The organism is Mesorhizobium sp. M0518 (assembly GCF_040321125.1).
In the GTDB taxonomy this organism is placed as follows: Bacteria; Pseudomonadota; Alphaproteobacteria; order Rhizobiales; family Rhizobiaceae; genus Mesorhizobium.
This window is the reverse complement of sequence record NZ_JAMYQY010000017.1, coordinates 11507-23889: the sequence shown is the minus strand read 5'-3', so window position 1 is coordinate 23889 and position 12383 is coordinate 11507. Positions and strand designations below refer to the sequence as shown.

At 65.3% G+C, this 12383-nt stretch carries 10 protein-coding genes; 2 read left to right on the top strand and 8 right to left on the bottom strand.

Annotated features, from left to right (window positions below; translation table 11 throughout):
* The first annotated feature begins 50 nt into the window (after positions 1-50).
* Positions 51-1376 carry a bifunctional folylpolyglutamate synthase/dihydrofolate synthase gene (locus tag NKI66_RS22925; RefSeq protein ID WP_352440510.1) on the top strand — a complete coding sequence of 442 codons (1326 nt, stop codon included), beginning with the start codon at positions 51-53 and terminating at the stop codon, positions 1374-1376.
* A 24-nt stretch (positions 1377-1400) separates the two neighbouring features.
* Positions 1401-1820 carry a VOC family protein gene (locus NKI66_RS22920; RefSeq protein WP_352753072.1) on the top strand — a complete coding sequence of 140 codons (420 nt, stop codon included), beginning with the start codon at positions 1401-1403 and terminating at the stop codon, positions 1818-1820.
* Positions 1821-1958: 138 nt separating this feature from the next.
* Here NKI66_RS22920 and NKI66_RS22915 read toward each other — a convergent pair whose 3' ends face one another.
* The 8 genes from NKI66_RS22915 to tsaE form a co-directional block, all read right to left on the bottom strand.
* Positions 1959-2372, bottom strand: a complete 414-nt coding sequence (locus NKI66_RS22915; RefSeq protein ID WP_352440512.1) for a type II toxin-antitoxin system VapC family toxin — start codon at positions 2370-2372, stop codon at positions 1959-1961.
* Positions 2369-2617 carry a plasmid stabilization protein gene (locus tag NKI66_RS22910; RefSeq protein ID WP_352440513.1) on the bottom strand — a complete coding sequence of 83 codons (249 nt, stop codon included), beginning with the start codon at positions 2615-2617 and terminating at the stop codon, positions 2369-2371. Before NKI66_RS22910 ends, NKI66_RS22915 begins: the two co-directional genes overlap by 4 nt.
* Positions 2618-2688: 71 nt before the next feature.
* Positions 2689-2970 carry a cupin domain-containing protein gene (locus NKI66_RS22905; RefSeq protein ID WP_023810622.1) on the bottom strand — a complete coding sequence of 94 codons (282 nt, stop codon included), beginning with the start codon at positions 2968-2970 and terminating at the stop codon, positions 2689-2691.
* 132 nt (positions 2971-3102) lie between these two features.
* Complete coding sequence (gene trxA, locus NKI66_RS22900) at positions 3103-3426, bottom strand: thioredoxin (protein WP_352440514.1); 324 nt, start codon at positions 3424-3426, stop codon at positions 3103-3105.
* A 74-nt stretch (positions 3427-3500) separates the two neighbouring features.
* Positions 3501-7019 carry a double-strand break repair helicase AddA gene (gene addA / locus NKI66_RS22895; protein ID WP_352753069.1) on the bottom strand — a complete coding sequence of 1173 codons (3519 nt, stop codon included), beginning with the start codon at positions 7017-7019 and terminating at the stop codon, positions 3501-3503.
* Positions 7016-10150: a double-strand break repair protein AddB gene (gene addB / locus NKI66_RS22890; protein WP_352753067.1), complete on the bottom strand. Its 3135-nt coding sequence runs from the start codon at positions 10148-10150 to the stop codon at positions 7016-7018. The genes addA and addB overlap by 4 nt, the downstream gene beginning before the upstream one ends.
* Positions 10147-10875 (bottom strand): nucleotidyltransferase family protein, encoded by a 729-nt coding sequence (locus NKI66_RS22885; protein WP_352611034.1) that lies wholly within the window; start codon positions 10873-10875, stop codon positions 10147-10149. The genes addB and NKI66_RS22885 overlap by 4 nt, the downstream gene beginning before the upstream one ends.
* The gene (tsaE, locus tag NKI66_RS22880) at positions 10872-12383 is read right to left on the bottom strand and encodes a tRNA (adenosine(37)-N6)-threonylcarbamoyltransferase complex ATPase subunit type 1 TsaE (protein WP_352753065.1); all 1512 of its coding nucleotides are present in this window, start codon (positions 12381-12383) and stop codon (positions 10872-10874) included. The genes NKI66_RS22885 and tsaE overlap by 4 nt, the downstream gene beginning before the upstream one ends.

Sequence of the window (12383 nt, the reverse complement as noted above, 5' to 3'; positions counted from 1 at the left end):
GCCATCCGAAACGATTCTGGTTTTCAGGCTCATGCGCTAGGATTCTACCCATGACGACGCTTGCCGCCGACCGCGAAATCGAAGCCCTGATGGCACTTCATCCGAAAGGCTTCGACCTTTCGCTCGACCGCATTTCGCGGCTGCTGGAGCGGCTTGACAATCCGCAGGATCGGCTGCCCCCGGTCATCCACATCGCCGGCACCAACGGCAAAGGCTCGTGCGCCGCCTTTTCGCGCGCCCTGCTCGAGGCCGCGGACTACCGCGTCCATGTCCATACCTCGCCGCATCTGGTCAACTGGCATGAGCGTTACCGGCTGGCCGCCGATGGCGGCGGCAGGCTGGTCGAAGACAGGGTTTTCGCCGATGCTATTGCCCGTGCCGCCAGGGCTAATGAGGGCGAGAAGATCACCGTCTTCGAGATTCTCACCGCAGTCACCTTCCTCTTGTTTTCCGAACACCAGGCCGACGCCGCCATCATCGAGGTCGGGCTCGGCGGCCGCTTCGACGCGACCAATGTCGTCAAGGAGCCCGCCGTGTCGGTGATCATGCCGGTGTCGCTCGACCACGAGGCCTATCTCGGCGACCGTGTCGAACTGATCGCGGCCGAAAAGGCCGGCATCATCAAGCCCGGCTGTCCGGTGGTCATCGGCGCGCAGGAGAGCGAGACGGCGCTGCAGGTGCTGATCGAAACCGCCGAGCGGCTTGAATGCCCCACCTTCGTCTACGGCCAGGATTTCCTTGCCTTCGAGGAAAACGGCCGCATGGTCTACCAGGACGAAGACGGCTTGATGGACCTGCCGCCGCCCAGGCTGCCCGGACGCCACCAGTTCGCCAATGCGGCGGCGGCGATCGCCGCGGTCAAGGCGGCCGGTTTCGAGATCAGCCATCGCGCCGCCGAAAAGGCGATGATCAATGTCGCCTGGCCCGGCCGCATGCAGAAGCTGATGCAGGGCCGGCTGGCCGAACTGGCACCCAAGGGCGCCGACATCTGGCTCGACGGTGGCCACAATCCGGGCGCCGGCGTGGTGGTTGCCGAAGCGTTGGCCGAGCAGGAAGAGAAGAACCCGCGTCCGCTGTTCCTCATCTCGGGCATGATCAACACCAAGGACCAGAGCGGCTATTTCCGTGCCTTCAAGGGCCTCGCCCGGCATGTCTACACGGTGCCGGTGAGCCTCAGCGAGGCCGGCGTGCCTAATGACGAACTGGCGATCCGCGCGACGGAAGCCGGGCTGACCGCCGAGCCGGTGAGTTCCGTCGCCAGCGCGCTGATGCTGCTGCGCGACACCTGGGACGGCCCGGCGCCACGCATCCTGATCAGCGGTTCGTTGTATCTGACCGGCGCGGTGCTGGCCGAGAACGGCACTCCGCCGACCTGAGGTCGGAGTTGCGAGGAACCCGTCATGATCAAGGTCAAGCAGCTCGCTCACGTCTGCATCTTCGCGCATGACCTGGAGGCAACGCGAAGCTTCTATCGCGACGTGCTGGGCCTGGATACGCAGTTCAATTTCCTGCGCGACGGCAACATTTTCGGGTTCTACCTCAATTGCGGCGGGCGCAGCCACATCGAGGTGTTCCAGAAGGACGGCACGGCCTACACCGAGCAGAACCAGATCAACCATTTCTGCCTCGAGGTGGAAAACATCGATGCTGCGATCGATCACATCAAATCGAAGGGCATCGACGTCACGGCCAAGAAGCACGCCTGCGACGACACTTTCCAGGCGTGGATCCGCGATCCCAACGGCGTGAAGATCGAGCTGTTCGAATACACCGGCAAAAGCGCACAGTTCGCCGGCGGCGACCGCATCGCCGATTGGTAGAGCATTCCTCCTTTTCCGTGAAACGGTGAAACGCCCTAACGCGTGTCGCGTCTGAACGGATTCAGGTGACCCGCTTTAGGCCATTGTTTTTATGCATGTCGTCTTCCCAAAACAGAGATCACTTTTGGGCGACATGCATTAGAAATCCCAAGGTGAGATCAGCTCGAGGTTGGCCGGGCCGAAGTCGTTCAGGTTACGCGTTGCCAGCCGACCGCCATTCACGCGCGCTATCGCTGCAATCATGCCATCGGGTGCCGACATGCCCCGGCCCTTGCGCGTCGCCGTTCCCATAATCTCGCCATAAGCCAGAGCCGCCTCCTCCGTCAGCCCAAAAATGCGACCGGCAAAGCGATGGCGCCATTGGGAGAGACCTTGCTCCAGGCGATCGGCACGCTCGTCAGGTCGTATCTTTTGGATACCGAAAGCGATTTCGGCAATCGCCACCGTGGGAAGCGCCAGTTCGGTATCGTTGCGAACCAGCCAAGCCATGACAGCCGCGTCAGGCGCCTTTCCAAGGCTCTCAGAAATCACATTGGTGTCGACGAAAATCAAAGCTCCGGCCCTGTATGGACCTTGCGGTTTTCCCGGATGATTTTTTCCAGATCGATGTCGACGCCAACGCTTGCCGTCAGGCGGGAGTAGAAGGCGGATGCCGGTTCTCGCCCGGCCTCGCGAATCTCATAGGATTCAAGCGCGCGTTCGACGATATCAGCTATTGAGCGGTTTTCGCGACGAGCGAGTCGATGCGCAAGATCACGTGCTTTTGCGCTGCGGACGGAAAGCTGGGGTTCGGCCATTTCAAACTCCCTTTTGAAAAGATATAGCCTTTCCTGCCCCTGCCATCAAGATGGCAGATGATGGCACGCCATCACTTCAGCTCGATCTCGATGAAGGCGTATTCACCCTCATTGGCGCTGATCACGTCGTGCTCGACGCCTTCCTTGCGGAAATAGGGTGCGCCCTTCTTCATCTCGGCGAAGTTCTCGCCATCCTTGGTCACCAGCTTCACCTTGCCGTCCATCAGCGGCACCACGACATAGTCATGGCCATGGCGATGCCAGCCAGTATTGTCGCCGGGCTGGAAGCGGTATTCGGTGACGATGACGCGCTCATTGTCGATGAAGACGGTGGCCTTGGCGGATCCGGTCATATCATTTCTCCCTGCTTGCGCTGCCAACAGAAGACATGGATTGCCCGGATGTGAGGGCCAGAGCCTGTTACCAATGACGCCAACAAAAAGCCCGGCGCGAGGCCGGGCTTGATATCAGGAATTTCAGATAGGTCAGGCGAGGTTGCCATTGATCCAGTGCGACAGCGCGGTCTTCGGCGCCGCACCGACCTTCATGTCGGCCATTTCGCCGCCCTTGAAGATCATCAGCGTCGGGATCGAGCGCACGCCGAACTGGGCGGCAAGCTCGGGATTCTCGTCGATGTTCAGCTTGGCGATCTTGACCTTGGCGCCGAGTTCGGTGGCGATGTCTTCGAGCGCCGGAGCGATCTGCTTGCAGGGGCCGCACCATTCCGCCCAGAAATCGACGACGACCGGTACGCTGGCGTCAAGCACGTCAGCCTGGAAGTTGCTCTTGTCGACCTTCACGGTTGCCATATGGAAATCCTTTTGAAAGTTTTTGTACCACCAAATGTGGTGGCGATCGCGCCCTTCTTCAAGCAGGTGTTGTGTCACGCTCGCGTGAGTCGAGCAAGAGCGTCGTCCATGGCGCTGGCCGGCAGTTCGATCAGCCGTGGCGCCTCGGTGAACAGCAAGGCCGCCTTGACCATGCGGCCGGGATAGAGCGGTTGCAGCAAGGCGCGATAGAGCGCGAGCTGCAGGACATAGGCCGGCGTAACCTCGGCCAGAGAGCCGGGCGCCGGCCGATTGGTCTTGTAGTCGACGATCGACACACTGTCCGATGTCACCGCCAGCCGGTCGATCTTGCCGGAAATCGAGCGCTTCTTGCCCTTGACCTCCAGGCTGCCCATGATCGCGACCTCGGCGCGCGACGACGGTGCAAACAGCTGACCGAAGCCGGGATCGGCAAGGATTGACGTGACCGACGCCAGGGCCTTTTTACGCTCTGACGGAGGCCAATCAGCACCCGTTCGTGCGAGATAGCGCTCGGCGGCGTCCGAGCGGTCAGGCTCCGCAATGCCGGGCAACATCTGCAGCAGTTTGTGCAGGGCAAGCCCCCGCAGCACGGCAAAGCCCGGCTCGGCATCGGCGTCCAGCACCGGAGACGTCTTGTCGACCACAGCTTCCTTGCCTTCGTCTATCAGCGCCGAGGCACCGGATGGCGACAGCGGACGCGGCAGATCCTCGAAGGGCGGCAAGGGCCGGAACAAAGTCGCCGGCAAAGGTCCGAAAGCATCCGTCCGCCGCGCCTGCTCGCTGGAAGCCTGTGCGACCGGCGGCAGCTTGGTGACATGGAAACGATGCACCGGCTCGCCGCCGGCGGGATGCGCACGCTGTTCGCTTTCCGGCGCGCCGATCAGCGCGCGGCTGACGATCGAGTGCCAGGTGCCGGCGTTCGGCGCCCGCTTGCCGTGATAGCCGCAGACGATCAGCCGGTCCTCGGCACGGGTCATGCCGACATAGAGCAGCCGGCGGTATTCGTCGTCGGCGAGTTCCCGTGCCCGCGCTGCCGCTGCTTTGGAAAAGCCGTTGGCGACGTCGCTGGCCGAGCGCCAGAGATAGCCCTTGCCGTCCCAGTTCGCGCCGGAGCCGTCGAAGGGCATCAGGCGCGGCAAATGCTGGTCGCTGAACGGGGCGGAACCGCCATCGACCAGGAACACGACCGGCGCTTCCAGCCCCTTGGCAGCGTGCACGGTCATGACCCGGACCTCGTCGCGGGTCTGGTCCATCTCCCGCTTGATCTCGGGACCGGCGTTTTCCAGCGTCGACAGGAAGGCTTCCAGCCCCGGCAGGCCGGTCCGCTCCTCGGCAAGGCAGAAGCTCAGGAACTCGTCGAGAATGTCGCCGGCTTCGGGCCCAAGCCGCGCGATCATCTTGCGGCGCACGCCATCGCGCGCCAGCAGGCAAGCGTAAAACTCGAACACCGGTTTGAAGGCGGCCTCGTTCGTCCAGATGTCGACCTGAGCGACGATCTTCGCCATTCTCTCGCTTTCGCCGGCGTGCTGGCGCAGCGATGCGATCAACGACAGGCCAGCCGGCCTCTGCGCGGCGAGCGTGAAAAGCGTCTCTTCCGGCAGATCGAAGATCGGGCTGCGCAGCACCGCGGCGAGCGACAGGTCGTCCTGCGGCTGGATGAGGAGGTGACCGAGCGCAATCAGGTCCTTGACCGCGATGTGCCCGGGCAGGCTCAGCCGGTCGGCGCCGGCGACCGGAATGTCGCGGCGTTTGAGTGCGCGGGTCAGCGCATGGACGAAGCGATCGCGCTTGCGCACCAGCACCAGGACATCGCCCGGCCGCAGCCGCTTGCCGCGACCCTCGATGATCTCACCGGTGCCGATCCAGCCGGCTATGGTGGCGGCGACGTTCTCGGCCACGCGCACCGCCGGCGCGTGCGCATGGTCGATGGCTTGCGTCCAGTCGTCGGGCTCATCGACGACATCGGCGCCGACTGACGGCCACACCTCGACATAGCCCGGTGCGTCGGTGCGGATCGCCTGGTGGCGCAGCGGATCGGGATCATGGCTGATGCCGCGCCGCACGCTCGCGTCGGCAAAGACGCGGTCGACCGCGGTCAGAACATCGTCGGTCGAGCGGAACGACCAGGTCAGCTTGAGGTCGGCAAAGGACGCCTTTGCGTCGCGCACTCGTCCCGCGAACAACAGCCGGCTGTCGGCGAAGGAGTCCGGGGCGGCACCCTGGAACGAATAGATCGACTGCTTCTCGTCGCCGACGGCGAAGACCGTGCGATGGACCCTGTCGCGCGCGCCAAAGCCGGCAAAGAATTCTTCCGCCAGCCGTTTCACCACTTCCCATTGGTCCGGACTGGTGTCCTGCGCCTCGTCGAGCAGGATATGGTCGATGCCTTGGTCGAGCTTGTACTGCACCCAGGGGCCGGCGTCTGGTCGCGCCAGCAGGTTGACGGTGCGGGTGATCAGGTCGTTGAAATCGAGAAAGCCGCGGCTGCGCTTCAGCATTTCGTAGCGGGCGATCAGCCAGTCGGCGATGGTCAGCGCGGCAGCTGTGCCCTCCAGCATCCGGAACAGGGCCAGCCGGTCGGTGGTTTCGACGATGGCGTTGGCGGCCGAGAGATAGCGCTCCGCCAGATCCGGCAGCCGGTCGACCAGGGCCTTCTTGAAGGCCTTTGCCGGGTCGTAGGCGTCGCCATCCGTCTTGAGGAAGGCTCGCGCGAGCAGTTGCAGGCGCCGAATGGGATCGCCCTCGGCGAAAGCCTGCCGCGCATAGGGCAAGATGTTGTTCAGCACCGATCTGGCGTCGGTGGCCTCGGCTGCGTGGGCGAAGCCGGCAAAATAGTCGGGCAGGAAACCCGGCAACGGCCATACCGAAGCGGCTATGCCCTCGGCCGTCTGGCCTGGGTGGAAATGGAATTCGTCGAACAGGGCCTGGAAGCGCGTGCCGTCACGCCCGACGGCGTCGATGAAATTGCGCAAGCCGTCGCGCTTGCGCACGATCTCACCCAGCAAGGCGTCTAGCCCGGCTTCGCCGCCCCGATCGAGAATGGCGGCAAAAGCCTCGGCCAGATCCCTGTCACCGGCGGATGTGCCCGAAATCATCTCGCGGCGCGCCGCGGCAAAAAGCGATGCCTCCATCTGGCCGTCGAGCATCTCGAAATGGGCCGGGATATTGGCTTCCAGCGGGAACTGGTGCAGCACCGATTCGCAGAAGGCGTGGATGGTCTGGATCTTCAGCCCGCCAGGCGTTTCAAGCGCCTCAGCAAACAGGCGCCGCGCCCGGCGCATGGTCTCGAGATCGGGCCGGCGGCCCTCCAGCGCCTCGACCTTTGCCGCAAGGTCCGCGTCACCAAGCGTCGTCCACTCCGACAGCGTCGAGAACACCCGGTTCGACATGTTGGCGGCGGCGGCACGCGTATAGGTCAGGCACAGTATCTTTGACGGATCGGTGCCGCGCAGCAGCAGCCGGATGACGCGCTGGGCCAGCACATGGGTCTTGCCGGATCCGGCATTCGCCGACACCCAGGCGGAATTGCCGGGATCGGCGGCGCGGGCCTGGCTGGTCGCGGTGTCGCTGGGGATCGGATAGGCCTTTTTCATGCCTCCCCTCCCTCGTCACCGGCATCGCCGCCTGCCGACCATTCGAGCACGCGGGCAAGATGGTCGTAGTCGCCATCGGTCTCGCCTTCGCGGAACGGCAGCGCGCGCGACAGATAACCCGTCGCAGGATCGGCATAGTGGATCAACAGCTTTTCCAGCCGCGCCCAGGCCTCTTCGGCAAGATCGGTCGCGGTCCGCGGCTGGCGATTGTGTTCGAGGATGGATTCCTCGAACACCTCGCCATTCGGCTTCAGCCTGATGAAGGCCAGTTGAGAGGGCTCGCGCGCGCCCAGATCCTTGAAGGCGCCGCGCCTGAGCAGCGCGCCCTCCAACGCCAGTTGCGGCGCAAGCAGTGTGTGCGCCTGCGCCTTGGACGGCGAGGACCCCGTCTTGTAATCCAGTATGTCGGCCATGCCGCCGGCCAGCAGATCGACGCGGTCGGCGTAGCCGGACAGCGTCACGCCGGACTGGCCGACGACGGTCTTTCCGGCGCGCTCCTCGGCATGGCGCCTTGTCACCGCATCGGCGCGCGTGCGCTCCCACTCGATGATGTTTGCGGCGAGTTTCTCGAAACGTGGCCACCACACCGCCTCGACATCGGCAGGAAGGGCGGCTTCGGCAAAGCAGGCGTGACCGGCGGCGATAAGGCCGGCAAGCGCATCGGGCGCGCGCGGATCGGCGACGCTGCCTGAGAACAGGTGCAGGATGGCGTGAAACAGCGTGCCGCGCTCGGCCGCACCAGGATCGCGAATGACCGGACCGAGCGGCATCAGGCCGAGGATGCGTCTTGCATAGACGGCGTAGGGGTCACGGCGCAGGGTCTCGATCTCGGTGACCGAGAAATGCGTCGGGCGCACCGACAAGGGCGGCTTCGGCTGCGGCCGTGGCGCGAAATCCTGCCTTGGGCCTGTATCCAGCGCGCGCGCCCAGGCGAGCAGTTCGTCGCCACGCCGGCGCAACTCTGCTGCCTGATCGTTGCCGATGAAGGTCAACAGCCGCTGCAGCCAGCGTGATGGCACGGCGGGTGCGTCGCCGGCACGCGCCGAGCGGGACAGCACGACCTTCCCAGCCCCCATGGCCATCTGGAAATCATGCGCGGCAAGGCCGATGCGCCGTTCCGGCGGTTCGAGGTCGATGCCGGTCTTCATCAGCCGCGACATGAAGCGGTCGCTCTCTGGCTTGCGCGGCCACACGCCCTCGTTGAGCCCGCCGATGACCAGCGTATCGACGGTCTGCAAGCGCGCTTCCAGCGCGCCCCAGATGGCGATGTTCCGGTCGGTGCCGTGTGCCGGCTTGACCGTTTCAGGCGCGATCAGCGCCGCCATGATATCGGGCCACGCGGTCGCCGCGAAGGATAGCGAAGCCGAAGCCGCGACCAGCCCGCGCAGCAGTTCGGCAAGCTTCTCGCCGGCGTCACCGGCATAGAGTTCGGCAAGGCCGCCATCGACGGTGCGGCCGAGATTTTCGAGGATGGCGACACTGGCCCTGACAAGCGCGGCAAGGTCGGCATCGTCCCGGCCGCGGAAGGCTGCGAGCGGCGCCAGCGCCTGCTTGAGACGTTCAAGCAAATTCCGGGCGGTTTCGATGGAGCGCACGGTCAGCCGGGAAAACCAGAAGGGCTGCCGGCTGCCGCCGCCCAGGCCGGTGAGGCGGGCCTCAAACAGTTCCGGCAGCGAAACGATGTCGGGGCGGCCGGTGCCGCCGCGCAGCGCCACCAGCTCGACCAGTTCCGCCGCGTGGCGCACATCGGCCCGTTCGAGGCCAAGGCCAAGCAGCGGATGCTTGAGCAGCGACAGCAGGCCGACCGGATCGCCTGGCCTGAATAATGCCTCGAGCGCCAGCCTGAGCAGGCTGGCCGCGGGGGTGTTGGCGAGCGGCGTGCCACCGGAATCGTCGGCGGCGACGCCGAAGCGCTGGAGCTCGATCGAGACGCGCCGCGCCAGCGCGCGGTCGCCGGTGACGAGAGCCGCCCTTTGGCCGGGCTGTTCAACCGCGCGCTTGAGCGCGACGGCGATGGCGACCGCTTCATCACGTTCGCTTGCAGCTTCGAGCAAGGTCACCCCGGCGAAGGCGCCGGCCATATCGGAGGCCGGGAAGCCCGCACGTGTCTCGGCCCAGAGTTCGGTGGTCTCGGCCGGCCGCAGCGCTTCGCCGACAAGAGCGGCGCGGAGCGCCAGACGCGGTTCGGCCACGCCGAGCTCGTCGACGTCGCCGCGCAGCACGCCGACCTTGGCGATCAACCTGGCCAGGCCATATTGCGGGTGGCCGAGCACGGCTGGACGCGCGCCAGGCGCGGCGATTGCCTGGAACGACGCTTCGTCCAGCGTCCGGTCGAGGCCGGGCAGCACGATGGCGCCGCCGGGCAGGCCGGCGATGGCGGCAAGCAGTTCGGCCGTGGCGGGTATGGAGCCGGTCGAGCCCGCGGCGATAACGGGGCCAGCGGGCAGATTGCGCAGCAGCCGCGCCGCCTCGGCGCGGATCAGCGCACTGCGATGCGCGGCCGGATTGGAGCGGTCGCTTTCCGCGAGGAATTTCGGCCAGGCTTCGGTGACGATGCCGAGGAATTCGAGGGTCACCTGCCACCACCCGGCAAGGTTGCCGGTCACCAGATCGGTGAGCTTGGCCCAGTCGGTGCCTTCCGTCTCGATCTCGTCCATCAGCCGGGCGAGATCGCGCGCCAGCCAGATTGCGTCGGCGGTGGAAGCCGGGATGACGATCTCCTCGGCGAAAAGGGCGGCGACATGCGCCGGCAGCCGGCGTTTCCAGGCCCGAACCAGCGGCGTCAGCAGCAACAGGCGTTCGGTTGCCGAAATCGGCGGCGCGAGATCGATGGCCGCCGATGCCTCCGTCTCGAATGCGGCCTCATCCTCGTCGAACTCGCCCAGTGGCCGGATGACCGGCAGGATCGCCGAGCCGCCGCCGCCGCGTGCCGCCAGGCTGTCGACGAAGACACCCCGCAGAGCGCGCGCAGCACGGCGTGTCGGCACATAGATGGTGACATCGGCCAAAGCGAGCGGGTCGCCGTCAAATCGAAACCCCGGGACAAGACGGCCGGCAAGCAGCGCCTCGGCAAGCGTCGGCAGAAACGGCGCTCCGGGCGGGATCGAGAAAACGCGGCTGGAGCCGCTCATTGCGACTCGATGAGCGCACCGGCGACCGCCGCTTCCGCGAGCGGTACGGCATCGGGCGTGCCGACGGTGATCCAGTGGCCATGCATCGGCATGCCGAACAGGCGGCCGGCCGCGATGGCGGAATCGAAATAGGCGTTGAGCGAGTGCGGCCCGGCCGGTGCACCCTCGAACAGGCGCGGATGGACGATCGCCGCCCCGGCATAGATCAGCCCCGCCGGGTCGCCTTTCGAACGCCGCAAGCCGCCATCCGGCGCCACCAGGAAATCGGTGCTGCCGCAGTGTCCGGTCGCCTGTTGGAGATCCGCCAGCATCAGCAGAATATCCATTTTCGCCGCGTCCCATGCAAGGGCGAGGCGCTGGAGATTGAGAGGACCGTCATCGATCCAGAACGTGTCGGCGTTGAGGATGTAGAAGGGCTGATCGCCCAGTTCCCGCAACGCCTTGACGATGCCGCCGGCGGAATCGAGCAGTTGTTCGCTCTCGTCGGAAATGACGATGTTTGGCGCGCGGCGCGCGGCGACATGGGCGACGATCTGTTCGGGAAAATAGTGGACGTTGACGACCGCCTTGCCGACGCCGGCGGCGGCCAGGCTGTCGAGGCTCCAGTCGAGCAACGTCTTGCCGGCTATCCTGACCAGCGGCTTGGGGATGGTGTCGGTAATCGGCCGCATGCGCTTGCCGAGCCCGGCGGCAAGTACGATGGCGGTGTCGGGTCCTGCTGTCACAGCGCTCGCTCCTCCAGCAAACCGTGGGCGTCGTAGAACTCGCGCAGGCTTGCCAGCGCCGGATGAGACAAGGCCCGGCGCAGATAATCGCGGATGCGCGGCAGGTGCTTCAGATAGTAGGGCTTGCCGTCGCGTTTTTCGAGACGGACGAAGATGCCGAGGATCTTGGAATTTCGCTGCGCCGCCATGATGGCGTAGGATTCCAGGAAGCTTGCTTCGTCGAAAGCACCGGCTGTGTAGCGCGCCGCGACATAGGCATCCAGCGTCTGTTTCTCGATCTCGGGCGAGATGGTGACCCGCGCGTCCATGGCGAGCGAGGCGACATCATAGGCCGAAGGGCCGATCAGCGCATCCTGGAAATCGACAATGCCCAGCCGATCATTCCCTGAACGGTCGCCGCGCCAGATGATGTTGGGTGAATGGAAGTCGCGCAGCATCAGCGTGTACTCGCGGCCTTGCAGCCGGTCGAGGAGCGCGTTCCATTCCCTGTGGTAACCGGCGCGCAAGCTGTCACTTGGCGGGCCGCCCGATATCGCCGGCACGTACCAGTTGACCAGCAAATCGGCTTCGATCATCATGGCGTCGCGGTCGAAAGGCGGCACATCGTGGAAGCCGCCTTGCCCTGTTTCCAGGCGCTGCGGCCAGGCCCTGCCGTGCATCATGGCCAGCAGCTCAGCCGCCGCTGCGTAACGCTCGGCCAGCGGCTGGCCATCGCCGCCGAGGAAACCTTCGGAACCAAGATGTTCGAGAAGCAGGAAACCTTGCTCCTGGTCCTCGGCATGGATTTCCGGAACGCTGACGCCGCCTTCCTTCAAGGCGCGGTCGATGGCAACGAAGGCGGAGACCGACTGAGCGGTATGCGCGATCTCGGCATAGGGCTTGCCGTCGCGCACAGGGGGGCCGAGAACCAGCCGTGGCGAGTTCATTAAGACCCGCGGCTTTTGGTCCGGCAGCGAAACGATCTCGTAGGAGCGGGCCGAAGCATCGCCGATGAAATGGCGGCGCTGCGCTTCCCCCCAGCCGGCGTTCACGAGAAAGTCGCGCATGGCCAGCGATCGTGCCGCCCGATCGAAGGCATCACCCTGCCCTGACAATCGCGCCAGCCGGCCGTGGCCATGCTGGACGAGCTCTATCAGGATCGTGGTTTTCGGCAGATGGGCTTCCGCCCGTTCCGGCCATTCGACCAAAGCAGCACCCTGCGCCAGGGCTTCGTCGAACCCAAGCTCATCGAGCTCGTCCGCCGAGGACAGGCGGTAGAGATCGAAATGATGGACCGGAATGCGGGTGTCGTAGCTCTGCACCAATGTGAAGGTCGGACTCGGAACGTCGAGGCCGGCATCGTCGGCCAGGGTCCTGATCAAGGCCCGCGCCAGCGTCGACTTGCCGGCGCCCAGATCGCCCTTGAGGGCGAGCACGTCGCCCGGGCGCAGCGACAGCGCCAGATCTTCGCCCAGCCGCGCTGTGTGGGTCTCGTCGGCGAGTAATCGCTCCAGCAGCAATCCGGTCAT